This window comes from Rhizobium sp. NZLR8 (genome assembly GCF_019685025.1).
GTDB lineage: Bacteria > Pseudomonadota > Alphaproteobacteria > Rhizobiales > Rhizobiaceae > Rhizobium.
The window spans coordinates 154,287-171,247 of the sequence record NZ_JABDVY010000006.1 but is presented as its reverse complement, the minus strand read 5'-3'; the positions used below and the strand labels follow the sequence as shown (position 1 = coordinate 171,247).

Here is a 16,961-nt window from a genome sequence, read left to right as displayed (position 1 = left end):
GATTCAAAGGCGGATTCAGGTTCCGTTCGATCCGGTCGGGATCATCAGGTCTAGCGGCGTAGTGCGTTCAGAAGCGGCAGCGAGGGCTCGCCATCCGGCTGCATTCCGATGCGCGACTGCGCGGCTGAGATCGCCGCCTTCGAACCCGAGCCGAAATTGCCGTCGACCTCGCCATTGTAATAGCCGAGCGTCTTCAGGCGGGTCTGCAGCTCGAATTTCTCGGTGACGTCAAGGGCGCCGTCCGGGCGCGGCCAGCGCTGCTGCAGGCCGCCGTAGCCGGCGATCTGGTCGGCGAGCAGGCCGACGGCAAGCGCATAGCTGTCCGACGCATTGTAGTTCTTGATGGTGAAGAAGTTGGCGGTCATCAGGAAGCCTGGGCCGCCGGCGCCAGCCGGCATCTTCAGCATGGCCTTGGTGGTGCTCTCTCGGAAAGCCTTGCCGTTCGGGCGTGCCAGGCCGAGTGCCGCCCATTGGGCCAGTGTGTGGGTTTTGCCGGCCTGCTTGGCGGCTGCGGCGGGAACGACAACCTCGTAGCCCCAGGTCTTGCCGGTGTCCCAGCCGTTCTTCATCAGAAGATTGGCCGAGGTCGCCAGTGCATCGGGCACCGAGTTCCAGATGTCGCGATGGCCGTTGCCATCGGCATCGACAGCATAAAGCAGGTAGCTTGTCGGAATGAACTGGGTGTGGCCCATGGCGCCGGCCCAGGAGCCAGTCATCTCGCGTGCCGGCACATCGCCGTTCTGCAGGATCTTCAGCGCGGCGACCAGCTGCTTCTTGGCGAATTTGGCGCGGCTCGGATCGGCATAACCAAGCGTTGCGAGCGCCCGCGGCACGTAGTGCAGCCGGTCGTCCTTGTCGAGGATTGCGCCGTAATTCGATTCCATCGACCAGATGGCCAAGAGAATGGTCTTGTCGACGCCGAATCGCCGCTCGATCGCATCGAGCGTTCTTGCGTGCTTAACGGCCATCTCGCGGCCGATCTTGATCGTATAGGGATTGACACGGGAATCGACGTAGTCCCAGATTTTCGAAGTGAATTCCGGCTGGTAGGCCGCCTTTTCGAGCACGGTCGGATCGGGCTCGGTCACTCCGGAAAAGGCCTTTTGATAAGTTGCCTTACTGATGCCACTCTGAGCGGCAGTTTGGTAAAAATCCGCGATCCATTTCTGGAACCGGGAATCGGCTTTCGCGTTGTCAGGAACCAGCCCGACCTGGGCGGCGACAACGAGGGCGAGAGCAAGACCACGAAGGGAGTATTTGTGATTCTGGGCCATCGACAATCGTATCCGTCATCTTCAGTTTCCGGTGCAGCGGGGCATCATGTCCGCCCAAACCCGAGACTACAGGAACGGAGTCAACAAATTCTTTACCATGGCGATCCGCTGCGGTCACCATTTGCAAAACCGTAGCAATTCTATACTAGTTAAAGCTAAAAAGCTCCATTTCCAAGCGATATGATCGAACCAGGAGGCCGCGTGTGGCTCAACACAATAAAGTTCGTAAAGCAGTATTTCCGGTTGCGGGGTTAGGAACGCGATTCCTACCGGCAACCAAGGCTGTTCCGAAGGAAATGTTGACCGTCGTCGACAAGCCAATCATTCAATATGTCGTCGATGAGGCGATCGAGGCCGGGATCGAACATCTGGTTTTCGTCACCGGACGCAACAAGCACGTCATCGAAGATTATTTCGACATCCATTTCGAGTTGGAGCAGACGCTGCGCGAGCGCGCCAAGAAGGCCGAGATAACCCTTCTCGCCCAGCAATTGCCGAAGGCCGGCACGGTGAGCTTTACCCGCCAGCAGGAGCCGCTCGGCCTCGGCCACGCGGTTTGGTGCGCCCGCGAAATCGTCGGTGACGAGCCCTTCGCACTGTTGCTGCCCGATATGATCATGAAGGGCGACAAGGGCTGCATGAAGGGCATGATCGACCTCTACGGCCAGAGCGGCGGCAATATCATCGCCGTTGAGGAATGCGCGCCCGACCAGGCCCATAAATACGGCATCGTCGGCGTCGGCGAGGCGATCGGCGATGGCTTCCGAATCACCGGCATGGTGGAAAAGCCTGCCAAGGGGACAGCGCCTTCCAACTTCTTCATCAACGGTCGCTACATCCTGCAGCCGGAGATCTTCAAGATCCTCGAAACCCAGGAGCGTGGCGCCGGCAATGAGATCCAGCTTACCGACGGCATGCTGAAGCTGCTGAAGGAGCAGGATTTCGCCGGTTACCACTTCCGCGGCGCGACCTACGACTGCGGCGCCAAGGATGGCTTCATCCTGGCAAACGTCGCCTTCGCTCTCGAACGCGACGATATCCGCCCGACCGTCGAAGGCGGCTTCAAGGAATTGCTCGCCGGTCTGAAGTAACCTTCCCGCACAGCATATAAATGATAGAGCGCCGCGTATCCTCCCAGATGCGTGGCGTTTTTGCATCCCTAAATTAAAGCGCGTCGCACTTAGCTTGATTCATGCGACGCGCTTTAGCTCTTTGTTTTTGTGTATGTCGTTATCCGGGAACCGCCGCACACTTCCCGGCGACATGCATTAGCGCTTCAACTTGAGACCAACGCCGGCTCGCAATTGCTGCGAATCGGTGCCTTCCTTGCGCGTTGTCAGCTCGTAACCGAGCGTGCTGGTCAAATCGAGATAGCGGTTGATGTTCCAGGTCAGACCGGTCGCGGCGGTATAGACGAGTTCGTCATTGATGGTGCTATCTGTGGGATAATCGCGCCACGTTACCCCGCCGATCATCGTCCCGACCAGATTGTCGCGCAGCTGGTGGGTGACCGTCGTCGTCAGCGCGTGCGAGACGTAGCCGCTTTCGCCCGCCGTGGTCGAGGGCTGGATGCTCGTCTGCAGGTCGAGATTGACGTCGGTGCCGCGGATCGGCGACCAGAGCAGGCTCGCATCGAGCGTGGCGGTATCGATCGAGGACAGGCGGCTGTCTTCGAAATTCGCCATCTCGTAGCCGACACCGACTTCACCCTTCAGCTTTTCGCCGAGGTCGACCTCGACGCCTGCCTTGGCGCCATAGGCGTGGCCAGAACGCTCATAGCCGGCGGAATCGCGCGTCTCGTCATAGACACTCCGGCCGATCGTCGCCTCGATGAAGGGGATGAGCGCGGGGGACAGCTCGTAACCGACGCGGCCGCGCAGCGTGCCAGCCGTCTGGTTGCGGTCGCTCAGCTCAACGGTCGTGCCGTTCGCAAGCGTGGCATCCGAATAGATCGAGCGGGTCAGTGCCAGTGCCGTCGTGCCGCGCAGGATGCCGAAATCGCGTTGGACTGAGGCGCCCGCGCTAAACTCCTGCACATCAGACTGCTGTGCTGCGTTGGCGATGGCCTCGGGATCGTCCGTATCCTCGCGGTAGAAATTGTACCCGGCGGTGAGATGCGCGACCGTATCGTCGGAAAGATCCAGCCGGAGGTCGCCGTTGACTTTGAAGGACGGCTGCTCCTCGCCCTCGCCGCTGATATTCCTCTGCCAGGCGCCTTCCGAAGTTACGGTCAGCTGATGCCGGCCCCAGTCCGAGGTCAGGGTCGCGGCTGCGTCCGTTTCGAGGAAGGCGCGCCGTTGCCTGGTGTTGCCGTCCTTGGTGGTCTCGGTGTTGATGCTCTGGGTGACGCTCGGGCGGAGCACGAACGTGCCGATCGGAATGCCCGGCGTTTCGGCCGCCGAGGCACTTTCGGCAGTCCTACGGCGCGGCAGCGTCTCGTCGATCGGCGTTTCGCGTGTGTTCAGCCGGCGGATGTCGTCGTCGAGGATGGAGCCGGTAATGTCGTCGCTGGCTTGCGCATCCGGTATCGCCGGCCTCTGCTGGGCATCGTCCGCGTTCGCGGATGTGCCGTTTGTCGCGGGCGTGGCGGTATCGTCGGTCTCGTCATCAAAACCGGCAGCATTGTTCGTGGTGCGATAGTCCTGAGAGGCCGTGGAGCGCCTGTTTGCCGTGCCTGCCGGCTGCGGCGAGGCGGACTGTGCAAAGGCTGTCTGACCGAGCAGCAGACTGCAGAACGCGACAAACGAGACGGCACGGCTCATGGCGCGGAGCGGCGTCACACTGCTCGTCTGTTTTGGCTGGCCCATGCAATTCGCGCCTGACATGCTTTCGGTTCTTACCCAAAGGTAAAGCCTCGTGGTTAATCATTCGTTGCCGGCGGCGGGCGCTGTTCACATTTCGGAAAGAGTGCGGGGTGGACTTGGAAAGTGAAAAGGTCTAACGCAATTTCATGAACAGAAGAGCGATAAACCTCGTTGAAAACAGCGTGCTCGAATCGGCAAAACGCACGATAGAGACCGAAAGACGCGGTCTTGAAGCGCTTGAACAGGCCTTTGACAATGGATTGGCCGGTCCTTTCACGCGCGCCATTGAAGTGATCGGCGACATCTCGGGGCGGGTCATCGTCACCGGCGTCGGCAAAAGCGGACATATCGGCGCCAAGCTCGCGGCGACGTTCGCTTCAACGGGGACACCTGCCTTTTTCGTGCATGCGGCGGAGGCCAATCACGGCGACCTCGGCATGATCGCGCGCGACGACGTCGTGTTGGCGATTTCCAAAGGCGGCGAGAGTGCTGAGCTCAAGAGCATCATTTCCTTCACGCGGCGCTTCTCCATTCCGCTGATCGCGATCACTTGCAGCGACCGTTCCTCGCTTGCGACCGCCGCCGATATCGTCCTTCTCGTGCCGAATGAGCAGGAGGCCTGCCCGAATGGGCTGGCGCCGACGACCTCGACGCTGATGCAGCTTGCGATCGGTGATGCGCTGGCGGTGGCGCTGTTGGAGGCGCGCGGTTTTACCGCGACGGACTTCCACGTGTTCCATCCCGGCGGCAAGCTGGGGGCGAGCCTGATGCACGTCGCCGATATCATGCATACCGGCGAGCGGCTGCCGCTCGTTGCCAAGGGCACACCGATGCCGGAGGCGATCACGGTGCTGTCGCGCAAGCATTTCGGTTGCGTCGGCGTGCTTGACGAGGATGGGCGGCTCTGCGGGATCGTCACCGAAGGCGACATGGCGCGCAACCTGACCCGCAATCTCTCCGAACTTGCCGTCGACGACATCATGACGCGGACGCCGAAAACCGTGAAGTCGACGGTGCTGGCGACCGCCGCCCTGGCGTTGCTCAACCAGCATCACATCGGCGCGCTGATCGTCACCGACGACGACCGCAGGCCGGTCGGACTGGTGCATTTCCATGACCTACTGCGGATTGGCGTCGCCTGAGGCGCGCCGCGATCCAACGGGTTCACTTCCTGCGCTTTAGGTCTTTGTTTTTGCTCGATCAGACAGGTTCGACTGTGAGGTCGCGGCCGTTGCTCGAAACCACCTTCACCTGCGTTCCGACGGGCAGGTCCGGTCCCATCACCTGCCATAGCGTATCGTCGAGGCGGATGCGGCCGCGGCCCTCGCTGATCGGTTCGTGCAGCGTCGCGGTGCGGCCGACGAGGCTCGCGCCGCGCTGATTGAGGAAGGGCTCGTCGGTCGTGGAATTGCGCAGCGTCAGCCGACGGCCGGCGAACGTCGTGGCTACCGCGAGCAGCGCAAAAAGGATCGCCTGCAGCTCCCAGACCCAGAAGGCGCTGTCCCAGAAGAGCAGCGACAGCGCGCCGACGATCAAGGCGGCCAGGCCGATCCAGACCAGGAAGAAGCCGGGTACGATCATTTCCGCGGCGAGCAGCACGAGGCCTGCGACCCACCAACTCCACGGACCAAGTTCGGCGACGATCTTCGCCAGCATGGCTTATCGCTCCGGATCGGGATTGAAAGGATTGGGGGTCGACGGATTGATCGGCGGCGTCGAGCGCGCCGGCGCGGGGCGCGGACGCGACAAGGGTGGCAGCGTTGCCGGGTTGTTGCCGGCATCGCCGAAGACTTCGCGGGCAATGGCGCCGATGCCGCCGAGCGAGCTGAGGATGGACGAGGCTTCCATCGGCATCATCACGATCTTGGAATTGGATGCGGAGCCGATCGAGGTGAGCGCCTCGGTGTATTTCTGCGCAACGAAATAATTGATCGCCTGAATGTCGCCGGCGGCGATCGCTTCGGAGACCATCTTGGTCGCTTTGGCTTCAGCCTCGGCCAGGCGTTCGCGAGCTTCAGCATTGCGGAAGGCGGCCTCGCGCTGGCCTTCGGCCTGGAGAATGGCCGATTGCTTGGCGCCTTCGGCCCTGAGGATCTGCGCGTTGCGCGAGCCCTCGGCTTCCAGCACCTGGGCGCGCTTCTCGCGCTCGGCCTTCATCTGGCGAGCCATGGCATCGACGAGGTCGCGCGGCGGCTGGATGTCCTTGATCTCGACACGAGTGACCTTGATGCCCCAGGGATGCACGGCCTCGTCGACGACGCGCAGCAGCCGGTCGTTGATTGCATCGCGGTTGGAAAGCAGCTCGTCGAGATCCATCGAGCCCATGACCGAGCGGATGTTGGTCATGGTCAGATTGAGGATGGCATTTTCGAGATTGGCGACCTGATAGGCGGCCTGGGCGGCGTTCAGCACCTGATAGAAGGAGACGGCATCGGCCGAGACCGAGGCATTGTCCTTGGTAATCACCTCCTGGGTCGGCACGCTCAGCACCTGCTCCATCACGTTCAACCGGGCGCCGACACGCTCGATGAAGGGAGTGATCAGGTTAAGTCCGGGCTCCAGCGTGCGGGTATAACGCCCGAAGCGCTCGATCGTATAGCGGTAGCCCTGCGGCACGGTTTTGATCCCGGCAAAGAGCACCAGAATGACGAAAATGACCAGCACGATCACGACGATATCGAAGCCGCCGAACAGCATGAAAAATTCCTCTCATCCGCGCATGCGCGCGCGTGCACACCATAGATGTGGTGAGTTAGCATGTTCTTTGCGAGGAGGAAACGACACACGCATGCCCACCTCCCATCCAAGTGGAAAGAAGGTTTGGTCTTGCAATGCCCATTCGGGCTGTCGCCGGCTAACCGTGCAGTGCTGCCTTCTGAAAACGGTTTCTCAGACCCAGCCCTGCAATTCGCGGCGGACGACCTTTTCCAGCACAGTCATGCCGTCCTCTCCGTCGTTGAGGCAGGGGATATGCGCGAACGTCTCGCCGCCGTTCTCATGGAAGGAATGAGCAGCCTGTTCGGCGATCTCCTCCAGCGTCTCCAGACAGTCGGAGACGAAGCCGGGATTGATGACAGCGATGCGCTTGACGCCGTCCTTGGCAAGCTTCTCCACTGTCTTGTCTGTATAGGGCTGCAGCCATTCCTCCGGCCCGAATCGGGACTGGAAGGTGACCATGAAGTTTTCCTTGGTGAGCCCGAGCCGCTCGCGCAGCAGCCGGCCGGTCTTCTGGCATTGGCAGTAATAGGGATCGCCCTGCTTGAAATAGGATATCGGAATGCCGTGGAAGGAGGCGAGCAGCATTTCGGGCTTCCAGTCGAGCGTCGAAAGATGCCGTTCGACAGACTTCGCGAGCGCCTCGATATAGGTCTCGTCGTCGTGATAGGCGGGCACGGTGCGCAGCGCCGGCTGCCAACGCATCGAGAGCAGCTTCTGGAAGGCCTTGTCGTTGACCGTGGCGGTCGTTGCCGCCGCATATTGCGGATAGAGCGGGAAGAGCACGATGCGGTCGCAACCCTCTTGCTTCAGCGCCTCGATGCGCGAAGCGATCGACGGGGTGCCGTAGCGCATCGCCCAGTCGACCTTGACGTTATCAAGATCCCTCAGGCGCCCGGTCATCAACTCCGACTGGTTGCGCGTGTAGGTGCGGAGATAGCTTTCGTTCTTCTCCTTGTTCCAGATCAGCTCATAGGCCTTGCCGACTTTCTGCGGGCGGGTGTTGAGCACGATGCCGAACAGGATCGGATACCACTTCCAGGGCGACCATTCGATGACGCGGCGATCGGTCAGGAATTCCCTGAGATAGCTGCGCATCGAGGTATAATCGGTGCCGTCGGGCGTGCCGAGATTGACCAGAAGGACACCCACCTTGCCTGACTTGACGGCCGGATGGTCCGCCGGGCGGTGTGAAAGATCTGCTGTCATTTGGCCCCAACGCTCTCTTTTCTGTCTCGTCGGCTCATACGCAGCCTGGAGATCTTGGTTCACCCTATAGAAAGAAAAACCGGCCCGGGAAACCCCGGACCGGTCATGGCAATCGGGACAAATTGTCTTATTTTGCCGGAACTTCGATCTCTTTGCCGACCGTCAGGTGGCGTGGGTTCGGACTGCCGTTGGCCTCCGAAAGCTTCCGCCATAGCGTGCCGTCGCCATAGAAGGTCACGGCGAGATCCCAGAAGGTGTCGCCCGCGGCGATCACGTAGGTGGACGGCGCCGTTGCGGCGGGTGCCGACGCCGGTACCGGTTCCGCAGTAGGCGCGGGTGCGGCCGGCGTGGCCGGAGCTGGCGCTGCCGCAGGGGCGGGGGCAGGTTCGGTGGTTGGTGCAGGTGCTGCCGGCGTCGCCGGAGCAGCGGGTTCGGCGGCGGGGGCCTGCGCCACAACCGCGGCGATTTCGGTGACGCGGCCGTCGGTATAGGGTTTATACGGTGAGTGGGCTGCCAGATATTCGGCGGTCACGTCGGCGAGATCCGGGCCAAAATCATAGGCGTTCTTGCCGTCCTTAAAGATCGAATAGCCATCGCCGCCGGCCCGCATAAAATTGTTGGTGGCGACCTTGTAGGTCTTACCAGGGTCGATCGGGGCGGAGTTGTCGCCCTCCTTCACCTGGACATCGCTGACGCGGCTGCCGACAGGTTTGGACTGGTCGAAGGAGAATTTCAGGCCGGCGACCTGCGGGAAGCGGCCGGCGCCCTGATCGATCTGGCTGACGCCGTTTTCAAGCGCCTTGACGACATCTGCGCCGGTTGCCTCGAACGTGGCAAGCGTGTTCTGGAAAGGCAGGACGGTGATGACTTCGCCCTGGGTGACCTCGCCGCCGTCGATCGAAGCACGCAGACCGCCGCCATTCTGGACGGCGATGGTAACGCCTTGGTTTTTGGTGCGGTCGAGCATGGCGTCGGCCACCAGATTGCCCATCGAGCATTCCTTGACGCGACAGACCTTGCGGTCGCCCTCGATCGGGGCCTCGGAGGAACCGATGACCTTCTTGCGCAATTCTTCGATCGGTTTGGCCAGTTCGGTGATGCGGGCAACGACGGCCGGATCGGGCGTAAAGGTTGAATCGATCAGGATCGGATCGCCCTTGGCATCCTTGACGACGCCGCTATCGTCGAAATTGACGACGAGATCGCCGAGATATTTGCTGTAAGAGGCAGCCTGAACGACCGGCACCTTGTAGCCACCGGGATTGTCGACCATCGTCGGGTAGGGGCCTTCAGCCTTTGGATCGGTATTGGAGAGCAGGCTATGGGAGTGGCCGCCGACAACGACATCGACGTCTGGGATCTTGGCGATCAAAGCGAGATCGCGGGGGTAACCAACATGGGTCAACGCGATGATCTTGTTGACACCCTGGCCCTTCAGATCCTGAACGGCGGAGGTTATCGCCTGGACGTCATCGGCGATCGTGACATTCGGGCCGGGGGAGGAAAGTTCGGCCGTATCATTGGTGACGGCGCCGACAATACCGATCTTCTGGCCGCCGACATCGAGCACCAGCGACGGCTTGATGCGGTCGCCGAGCTTGGAGGCGGCTGTCGCCTTAACGTTCGCCGTCACGACAGGGAACTGCACCTTGTCGAGGAAGGTCGCAAGCCCGTCCTCGCTGTCGTCGAATTCATGGTTGCCGACGGTCATGGCGTCGAACTTCATCAGGTTCAGGAATTCGGCTTCGGCAGCGCCCTTATAGGTCGTGTAGAAGAGCGAGCCCTGGAAATTGTCCCCGGCATTCAGGAGGACGACGTTCTTGCCCGACAGCGCCTGACGCCGCTGGTCGATCGCGACCTTCAGGCGGGCAGCACCCCCGAAGCATTCGTTCTTGCCTTCTTCCTCGGCCGAGCAGGTGGAGTCGAACTTGTTGATCGATTCGATGCGCGAATGGAAATCGTTAATATGAAGAATATTGAGTTCGTAATCCGCAAAGGCAGCGCCCGCGCTCAGCGCCAGCATGGACGCGGTCAAAAGACCGAAGCTGAAAGACTTCGTCATCCCTGTTCTCCTGATTGGGCGAGAGATCCCCCTGATCCTCGCCGATCCCTTCATAGTCCGCCGGGGGCGGTCCCGGCCTGCGGATGTTCCATCAGAGGATGGGCGACCGCAAGAGAAAGCTGGGCTAGGCCTGACGCTTTCCAAGGGGGCAGGGCAAAAAAGCCGGTTGCTATCCCCGGCATTCGCCGGCGGCGGCATTTCGATAGAGTTCGTGCACGGCCTCCGCAATATTCGGAACCGTAGCGAGCGCGATGCTCAAACAGAGAAGGAAAATGAGGCGATTAAAGCGCCGGCCGGCTCGATAGGCAAAGAGTGCGCCGGCGCCGTAGATCAATATTGCCGGCACGGCCAACATCAGCACCTGGCCCGGTCTGTCGCAATCGGGAGCGGCGATGCCCTGGGCACGATAGACGTTGGCCGGAAAAACGACGGCAAGTGCTGCAAGCGGCAGCGCGAGCAGCAGGACGAGATAAACGGCGAGGGCGCGCATGGCGTGCTTAGCCTATCCCCTTAGCCTCGGCGGGAAAGCGTGAATTGTGCGCCGGAATCGGAGGTGCAATTGAGCTGGCTCTGATTGACAAGGGCGCAATTCACCTTGGACTGGGTCTTACGCACCAGCGAGGTCATGTTGATCTCCACCAAGGTCGGCGAAGTGTTGATATAGGTGCCCGAGGCAAGAAGCTGGTTGCTGTCGGTCGTGCGGGTGGTGAAACTACCGCCCTGGAAGGTGGAAACGATGCCGTTCGGATCGCTCCAGTTGCCTTCGACGCCGGTGGCTGACGGCGTCATTGCAACTGGCAGGCGGCGCGGCTCTGATGAAACGCAGGCGGCAAGAGCAGCCGCTGCACCGACAAGAACGAGACCAGTTCTGATTTTCATAAAGCTTCTCCCGGCGAATCGGCGCGGCGGAACACCCGCCAAGTTCGGGCAAAACATGGCGCGCGCCCGCCGTGAAGGCAAGCCTTGGCGGCGCGCCGGGCGGCATTTAGACAGCCGGCGTTACAAAAATGCCCGCCTTGCGGCGGGCATCTTCAGGGTCGCGCGAGCGATCTCAGCGAACGAGAATGTTCTTGAACTGCCACGGATCCTTGGTGTCGATATCTTCCGGGAAGAGGCCTGGGCGGCCATCGAGCGGGGTCCAGTCGGTGTAGTGTCCCTCGACCGGGCCGAGATAGGGCATCTGTACTTCGAGGCAGCGCTTGTAGTCGATCTCGTCGGCCTCGACGATGCCGGCATTCGGGTTTTCCAGCGCCCAGACCATGCCGGCGAGAACAGCGGAGGTCACCTGCAGGCCAGTGGCGTTCTGATAGGGCGCGATGCGGCGCGTTTCTTCCAGCGACAGGCGCGAGCCATACCAGTAGGCGTTCTTCTCATGGCCGTAGAGCAGGACGCCGAGTTCGTCGATGCCGTCCTCCAGTTCGTCCTCGTCGAGAACGTGGTGGACCGGCTGCGCCGTACCGCCATTGCCGAACATCTCATGCAGCGAGAGCACGGCGTCGTTGGCCGGGTGGTAGGCATAGTGGCAGGTCGGGCGGAAGGTCACTTCGCCGTCCTTGTCACGGACGGTGAAATAATCGGCGATCGAGATCGACTCGTTGTGGGTGACGAGGAAGCCGTATTGCGGGCCGGGCGTCGGGCACCAGGTGCGTACGCGGGTGTTGGCGCCCGGCTGCTCCAGGTAGATCGCCGCCTTGTTGCCCTTCTTGTGCTTCTTGGCGTTCTTCGGCATCCACTCTTCATGCGTGCCCCAGCCAAGTTCGGCCGGCTGCAGGCCTTCGGAGATGAAGCCTTCGACGGACCAGGTGTTCCAGAAGACGTTGAGCGGCTTCGGATGCTTGGTGCGCTGGGTGTCGCGCTCGGCGATGTGGACGCCCTTGACGCCGAGCTTCTTCATCAACTTTGCCCAGCCTTCGCGATCGTGCTGGTCCGGTTCCTCGAATTTGAGGCCGGTGTCGTTGGCGAGATTGACAAGCGCCTGCTTGACGAACCAGGAGACCATGCCCGGATTGGCGCCGCAGGTGGAGACGGCGGTGGCGCCACCCGGGTTCTTTGCCTTTTCCTTGCGCATGGTTTCGCGCAGCGCATAGTTGGTGCGGTCGGCATTGCTCATGCCCTTGTCGAAATAGAAGCCGAGCCAGGGTTCGACGACGGTGTCGACATAGGGCACGTCATGCTTGCGGCAGAGCTTGATAATGTCGAGCGAGGAGGTGTCGACCGAGAGGTTGACGCAGAAACCCTGGCCTTCGCCTTCGGTCAGCAGCGGCTTCAGCAGTTCCTTGTAATTTTCCTTGGTGACATATTCCTTGATGTGGCGAACGCCGTGCTTCTTCAGAATCTCCATGTCGGAGGGCTCTTCGCGCGGGTCGATGACGACCATCCGGCTCTTGTCGAATTTGAAGTGGCGCTCGATCAGGGGCAGGGTGCCGCGGCCGATGGAGCCAAAGCCGATCATCACGATCGGACCGGTGATTTCGGCATATACCGGATAGTTTTGTTCCGTCATTCTTTTCTCCTATGGAAGGGGACGAAGGCGTTCAGCCCGAAGAATTCTTTTGAAATTGCCGCAGAGATGCGAAGTGACCGGCTCTAACCATAAAACGGCGTCACAATAAAGAGCGTTGAGGGGGAAAGGGCAAATATCGGGTCGGCGAGGGACGACGGGATCATCCGACCGGCCTCTCTAAAATCAGCGCTTCAGGATTTCCAGCCCTTCGGCCGTCGTCGTCACCGCAAGCTCGGTGATGTCGTATTCGGCAACACCATGGATTGTAAAGGGATCGGCGGCGACATAGGCCTCGATTGTGGCGCAGTCGCCGACTGCCAGGATCGCGCCGCCGGTGCGCGGCACCTTGCGGCCGGAGGCGAGGAACCAGCCCTTCGCATAACCCTCCTTCACCCAGGCCAAGTGCGGCTCCATATGCCGGTCGGCTTCGTCATTGGATTTGATGTAGGTGAGGGAGAGAATGAACATGGTCAGTTCCTGACGAGGTTTGCGCGGATCAGGCCGCGCAGCGAGTTGCCGATATAAAGCGCGCCGGCATCGAGATCGGCAAGCGTGAGGCGGCCGACATGCGCCTTGCGGGCGCAGATCAGCTCCGTGCGCAGCACGCCGGCGAGCAGGCCGCAGGAGATCGGCGGGGTGCGCAGCATGCCGGTTCCGTCGTCCAGGAAGATCGAGGTGATGGTGCCCTCGCAGACTTCGCCGCGTTCGTTCAAAAGAATGACTTCGTCGGCCTCGTCGAGCCTGTATTCGGCGCGTGCGCTTTCGTAGACGGCGCGGCGGGTGGTTTTGACGCGCAGCAGCCTGTCGGTGGAGTTCAGACGTGTCTCGGCAAGGCGCACGGTCCAGGTGGTGTCGGGCGCCAGCGGCACGAACGCGGCGCTTGTCACCTCGATGTGGCCTTGGGCGTCGAAAGTCAGGCGGACACGCAGCCGACCGGCAGCACCGGCAACGGCTTCGTCAAGCCTTGCCATGGCGTCGATCGGTTGCGGGAAGCCAAGGCGACGGGCGGAGCGGGAAAGCCGGGCGAGATGCAGCCGCAGGCGGATAAAACCCTCACCAGGCTGCCAGCGCAGCGTCTCGACCAGCGAAAAATCGATCATCGTGCAATCCATTGGTCGCCGACGGCGAAGCGGGCCTTGAGCAGGCATTCCTCATATTCGGCCTCGGCTGTGGAATCAAAGACGATGCCGCCGCCGACATTGAAGACGGCTCTGCCGCCGTCAAAAAGCGTGATGGTGCGGATGGCGACGGAAAAGCGCATGGCGCCGCTCGGCGAAATCATGCCGATCGCGCCGCAATAGGCGTCGCGGGGCGTGTCTTCGAGCGCATGCAGAATTTCCATCGACCGCATCTTCGGCGCGCCGGTGATCGAGCCGCAGGGAAAGAGCGCGGAGAAGACGTCGCGGATCGAAAGATCCGGACGGAGCCTTGCCTGCACATGGCTCACCATCTGGTGGACGGTCGGATAGGTCTCGATGTCGAAGAGCTTCGGGACGTCGAGCGTGCCCACCTCGGTGATGCGGGAAATATCGTTGCGTAGCAGATCGACGATCATGCGGTTTTCCGCCTGCGTCTTGATATCGCGGCGCATGGCCTCGATGATTTCGGCATCTTCGGCCGCGGTAGCGCCGCGTTTCGCAGTGCCCTTCATCGGATGGGTCTCGATCCAGCCCTCTTCATCAATGCGGAAGAACAGTTCCGGCGAGCGCGAAAGGATAACCGGACCGCCGAGATCAACCAGCGCGCCGTATTTGACCGGCTGGCGTTCGATCAGCGACCAGAAGGCAGCACGGGGATCGCCGTTCCAGCGGGCCTCGACCGGCATGGTGAGGTTCGCCTGATAGGCGTCGCCAAGCCGCAGGTGCTGGTGCAGGCGGTCGAAGCGCTCTTTATAGAGAGGGAAATCCCAGGCAGCCTTGGGGGCCGTCAGGAATTCCTCGTTTTCGAGGCGCTGTTTTGGTTGGGCAAGCGGGTGTGTGTCCGGCTGCGGGGCGTCGAAGACGCCGAAACAGAGTAGCGGCGTTTCACGGTTTTCCCCGGCGAAGGGAGCGAGTTTTTCTTCGAAGAGATATCCGGCCTCGTAGGCCATGTACCCGGCGAGCCATTTGCCCTCGGCCTTGGCCTCTTCCATTCGGGCAAGGCCGGCAAAGAATTCGCCCCGCGTCCTGGCAATAATGATCTCTGCCGGCTCGGCGAAAAGCATCACCTGTCCTGATGTGTCGTCGCGGTAGAGAATAGAGGGTTGGGTTTCGGCCATCAGCGGCGTCTTTTCTTGGAGCACGATCCCTTATCCGCCTGCCGGCGCCTCTCCCCGCCTGCGGGAAGAGGTCGGCCGTGGGGAGGCAGATCAGGCAGCTCTATCCAAAGCTTCCAATTCGTCGATCAGCCCTTCGATCATCGACAGGCCCTGGCTCCAGAACGACGGATCGGTGGCGTCGAGGCCGAAAGGCTTCAAAAGTTCCGAGTGGTGCTTGGTGCCGCCAGCCTTCAGCAGTTCGAAATACTTTTCCTGAAAGCCCTTTTCGGCTTTCTGGTAGACGGCATAGAGCGAATTCACCAGGCAATCGCCGAAGGCATAGGCATAGACATAGAAGGGCGAATGGATGAAATGAGGGATATAGGCCCAATAGGTCTCGTATCCTTCAGAAATGTTGATCGCCGGCCCGAGGCTTTCCGACTGGACGGAGAGCCAAAGTTCGCCGATGTCGTCGGCGGTAAGTTCACCTGATTTGCGGGCGGTGTGGAGCTTGCGCTCGAATTCGTAAAAGGCGATCTGGCGCACGACCGTGTTGATCATGTCCTCGACCTTCTGGGCGAGCATCGCCTTGCGCTCGCGCATGTCGCTGGTTTTTTCCAGGAGCGCGCGGAAAGTCAGCATCTCGCCGAAGACCGAGGCGGTTTCGGCAAGCGTCAGCGGCGTCTGGCACATCAGCGCCCCTTGCGCGCCGGCCAGAACCTGGTGCACGCCGTGCCCGAGTTCATGGGCAAGCGTCATCACGTCGCGCGGCTTGCCCATGTAGTTGACCAGCACATAGGGGTGGGCCGAGGGAACCGTCGGATGGGCGAAGGCGCCGGGCGCCTTGCCGGGGCGGACCGGGGCATCGATCCACTGCTCGTCGAAGAACCGCCTGGCGATCGCCTCCATCTCGGGGGCGAAATTGCCGTAGGCCGAAAGTACCGTGTCCTTCGCCTCGGGCCAGGAGATGACGGCAGTGGAGGTTTCCGGAAGCGGCGCGTTGCGGTCCCAGAAATTCATCTGCTCCATGCCGAGCCATTTCGCCTTCATCTTGTAATAGCGGTGCGAAAGGCGGGGATAGGCTTCGCGGACGGCGGCGGCCAACGCATCGACGACCTCGCGCTCGACGCGGTTTGCCAAGTGGCGGCTGTCGGCAATGTCCTCGAAGCCGCGCCAGCGGTCGGCGATCTCCTTGTCCTTGGCAAGTGTATTGGTGATCAGCGTGAAGGTGCGGATATTCGCCTTGAATGTTTCGCCGAGCGCCATGGCGGCCTTGCGGCGGGCTTCGGGGTCCTTTTCCTGCAGCCTGTTCAGCGCCACTTCGAGCGGCACTTTCTCGCCATCGATATCGTAGCGAAGTTCCGCCATGGTTTCGTCGAAGAGGCGGTTGAAGGCAGCGGCCGATGTCATCGACTTTTCGAGGAAGAGCTGTTCCAGCCTGTCGTCGAGCTGGTAGGGCTTGTCCTTCCTGAGGTCGATCAGCCAGGGGCGATAGTGTCCGGCGGCGGTATCTCTAGCCATGCAGGCGTCGATCACCGCGTCGTCGATGCGGTTCAGTTCCAGCGCGAAGAACAGGAGATGGCCGGAGAATTCGGTGATCTTGGTCTGCACGTCGCCATAGAGCTTGCCGTTTGCCGGATTGGCGGTGTCGGAGAAATAGGTGAGGCCGGCAAAGGAGCCGAGGCGGCCGATGATGTCGTCCAGCGCCTCATATTCTTTCAGCGCCGCGCCGATGCCCTCAGTGCCGGCCTTGGTCGCCGCCGTGGCCAGTTTGCCCTTCCACTTTTCTTCAAAGGCGATCGCGGCCTTGCCGGCCTTTTCCATGTCGGCGACGAAGGCGGTCGAGGTGGCGGAGGGATAAAGATCCTGCAGCTTCCAGACCGGCAGTTCGCCGAGCGCCGGATCGGTCGCCCCAGCTGGCGCTGCTGCCGACAAAAGAAGGCTGGCGTGCGGGAGCTTGATTTTCATGGGGCAATTCCTCTCCACTTTCATAACAGGTCTGCTTGAATAAGCGCGAGAAGGCCCGGCATCAAGGGCCTTTCGGCGCAAGAAAGGCATCGGTTCGGCACGAAAATGACCCGTTCCAATCGTTAAAATGCAATTATTTCTCAAAACTGGATGTTCAAGCCTTCCTGTCAGAGTGCGCTCCATGGTTTCG

At 61.2% G+C, this 16,961-nt stretch carries 15 protein-coding genes; 2 read left to right on the top strand and 13 right to left on the bottom strand.

What is annotated here, in order from left to right; translation table 11 throughout:
* Positions 1-50: 50 nt before the first annotated feature.
* Positions 51-1,274, bottom strand: a complete 1,224-nt coding sequence (locus HJB89_RS15925) for a lytic murein transglycosylase (protein ID WP_221131760.1) — start codon at positions 1,272-1,274, stop codon at positions 51-53.
* A gap of 203 nt (positions 1,275-1,477) precedes the next feature.
* On the opposite strand from HJB89_RS15925, the gene galU reads away from it, so the two are divergent.
* Entirely contained in the window at positions 1,478-2,365 is an 888-nt protein-coding gene (galU, locus tag HJB89_RS15920) for a UTP--glucose-1-phosphate uridylyltransferase GalU (RefSeq protein WP_207581760.1), read from the top strand.
* Between the two features lie 177 nt (positions 2,366-2,542).
* On the opposite strand, the gene HJB89_RS15915 is transcribed toward galU, so the two are convergent.
* Positions 2,543-4,081, bottom strand: a complete 1,539-nt coding sequence (locus HJB89_RS15915; protein ID WP_207581759.1) for an outer membrane beta-barrel protein — start codon at positions 4,079-4,081, stop codon at positions 2,543-2,545.
* Positions 4,082-4,224: 143 nt separating this feature from the next.
* Here HJB89_RS15915 and HJB89_RS15910 point away from each other — a divergent pair, with 143 nt between their 5' ends.
* On the top strand, positions 4,225-5,220 hold the full coding sequence (locus HJB89_RS15910; RefSeq protein WP_207581758.1) for an SIS domain-containing protein: 996 nt from the start codon (positions 4,225-4,227) through the stop codon (positions 5,218-5,220).
* Positions 5,221-5,278: 58 nt separating this feature from the next.
* On the opposite strand, the gene HJB89_RS15905 is transcribed toward HJB89_RS15910, so the two are convergent.
* The 11 genes from HJB89_RS15905 to HJB89_RS15855 all read right to left on the bottom strand — a co-directional run bounded on the left by HJB89_RS15905 (position 5,279) and on the right by HJB89_RS15855 (position 16,771).
* Positions 5,279-5,734, bottom strand: coding sequence for an NfeD family protein (locus HJB89_RS15905; RefSeq protein ID WP_207581757.1), 456 nt, complete (start codon positions 5,732-5,734; stop codon positions 5,279-5,281).
* A 3-nt stretch (positions 5,735-5,737) separates the two neighbouring features.
* Positions 5,738-6,775: an SPFH domain-containing protein gene (locus tag HJB89_RS15900; protein WP_207581756.1), complete on the bottom strand. Its 1,038-nt coding sequence runs from the start codon at positions 6,773-6,775 to the stop codon at positions 5,738-5,740.
* A 192-nt stretch (positions 6,776-6,967) separates the two neighbouring features.
* Entirely contained in the window at positions 6,968-8,002 is a 1,035-nt protein-coding gene (gene hemH, locus HJB89_RS15895) for a ferrochelatase (protein ID WP_221116423.1), read from the bottom strand.
* Between the two features lie 127 nt (positions 8,003-8,129).
* Positions 8,130-10,064, bottom strand: coding sequence for a bifunctional UDP-sugar hydrolase/5'-nucleotidase (locus HJB89_RS15890; protein WP_207581754.1), 1,935 nt, complete (start codon positions 10,062-10,064; stop codon positions 8,130-8,132).
* A gap of 169 nt (positions 10,065-10,233) precedes the next feature.
* On the bottom strand, positions 10,234-10,554 hold the full coding sequence (locus HJB89_RS15885) for a hypothetical protein (protein WP_207581753.1): 321 nt from the start codon (positions 10,552-10,554) through the stop codon (positions 10,234-10,236).
* 20 nt (positions 10,555-10,574) lie between these two features.
* A complete protein-coding gene (gene omp10, locus HJB89_RS15880; RefSeq protein ID WP_207581752.1) occupies positions 10,575-10,943 on the bottom strand; it encodes an outer membrane lipoprotein Omp10 in 369 nt (122 codons plus the stop codon).
* A gap of 172 nt (positions 10,944-11,115) precedes the next feature.
* The gene (locus HJB89_RS15875; RefSeq protein WP_007631624.1) at positions 11,116-12,567 is read right to left on the bottom strand and encodes a homospermidine synthase; all 1,452 of its coding nucleotides are present in this window, start codon (positions 12,565-12,567) and stop codon (positions 11,116-11,118) included.
* 183 nt (positions 12,568-12,750) lie between these two features.
* Positions 12,751-13,035: a YciI family protein gene (locus tag HJB89_RS15870; protein WP_207581751.1), complete on the bottom strand. Its 285-nt coding sequence runs from the start codon at positions 13,033-13,035 to the stop codon at positions 12,751-12,753.
* Positions 13,036-13,037: 2 nt separating this feature from the next.
* Complete coding sequence (locus tag HJB89_RS15865) at positions 13,038-13,667, bottom strand: aminotransferase class IV family protein (protein ID WP_207581750.1); 630 nt, start codon at positions 13,665-13,667, stop codon at positions 13,038-13,040.
* A complete protein-coding gene (locus tag HJB89_RS15860; protein WP_207584374.1) occupies positions 13,664-14,824 on the bottom strand; it encodes an aminodeoxychorismate synthase component I in 1,161 nt (386 codons plus the stop codon). The genes HJB89_RS15865 and HJB89_RS15860 overlap by 4 nt, the downstream gene beginning before the upstream one ends.
* Before the next feature lie 90 nt (positions 14,825-14,914).
* Positions 14,915-16,771 carry a M3 family oligoendopeptidase gene (locus HJB89_RS15855; RefSeq protein ID WP_221131762.1) on the bottom strand — a complete coding sequence of 619 codons (1,857 nt, stop codon included), beginning with the start codon at positions 16,769-16,771 and terminating at the stop codon, positions 14,915-14,917.
* Positions 16,772-16,961: the final 190 nt, after the last annotated feature.

Coding starts and splice junctions, on each gene's coding strand:
- HJB89_RS15915 (WP_207581759.1), bottom strand. CDS start 4,081: ATGGGCCAGCCAAAACAGACGAGCAGTGTGACGCCGCTCCGCGCCATG.
- hemH (WP_221116423.1), bottom strand. CDS start 8,002: ATGACAGCAGATCTTTCACACCGCCCGGCGGACCATCCGGCCGTCAAG.
- HJB89_RS15875 (WP_007631624.1), bottom strand. CDS start 12,567: ATGACGGAACAAAACTATCCGGTATATGCCGAAATCACCGGTCCGATC.
- omp10 (WP_207581752.1), bottom strand. CDS start 10,943: ATGAAAATCAGAACTGGTCTCGTTCTTGTCGGTGCAGCGGCTGCTCTT.
- HJB89_RS15860 (WP_207584374.1), bottom strand. CDS start 14,824: ATGGCCGAAACCCAACCCTCTATTCTCTACCGCGACGACACATCAGGA.
- HJB89_RS15905 (WP_207581757.1), bottom strand. CDS start 5,734: ATGCTGGCGAAGATCGTCGCCGAACTTGGTCCGTGGAGTTGGTGGGTC.
- HJB89_RS15855 (WP_221131762.1), bottom strand. CDS start 16,771: ATGAAAATCAAGCTCCCGCACGCCAGCCTTCTTTTGTCGGCAGCAGCG.
- HJB89_RS15910 (WP_207581758.1), top strand. CDS start 4,225: ATGAACAGAAGAGCGATAAACCTCGTTGAAAACAGCGTGCTCGAATCG.
- HJB89_RS15890 (WP_207581754.1), bottom strand. CDS start 10,064: ATGACGAAGTCTTTCAGCTTCGGTCTTTTGACCGCGTCCATGCTGGCG.
- HJB89_RS15885 (WP_207581753.1), bottom strand. CDS start 10,554: ATGCGCGCCCTCGCCGTTTATCTCGTCCTGCTGCTCGCGCTGCCGCTT.
- HJB89_RS15900 (WP_207581756.1), bottom strand. CDS start 6,775: ATGCTGTTCGGCGGCTTCGATATCGTCGTGATCGTGCTGGTCATTTTC.
- HJB89_RS15865 (WP_207581750.1), bottom strand. CDS start 13,667: ATGATCGATTTTTCGCTGGTCGAGACGCTGCGCTGGCAGCCTGGTGAG.
- HJB89_RS15870 (WP_207581751.1), bottom strand. CDS start 13,035: ATGTTCATTCTCTCCCTCACCTACATCAAATCCAATGACGAAGCCGAC.
- HJB89_RS15925 (WP_221131760.1), bottom strand. CDS start 1,274: ATGGCCCAGAATCACAAATACTCCCTTCGTGGTCTTGCTCTCGCCCTC.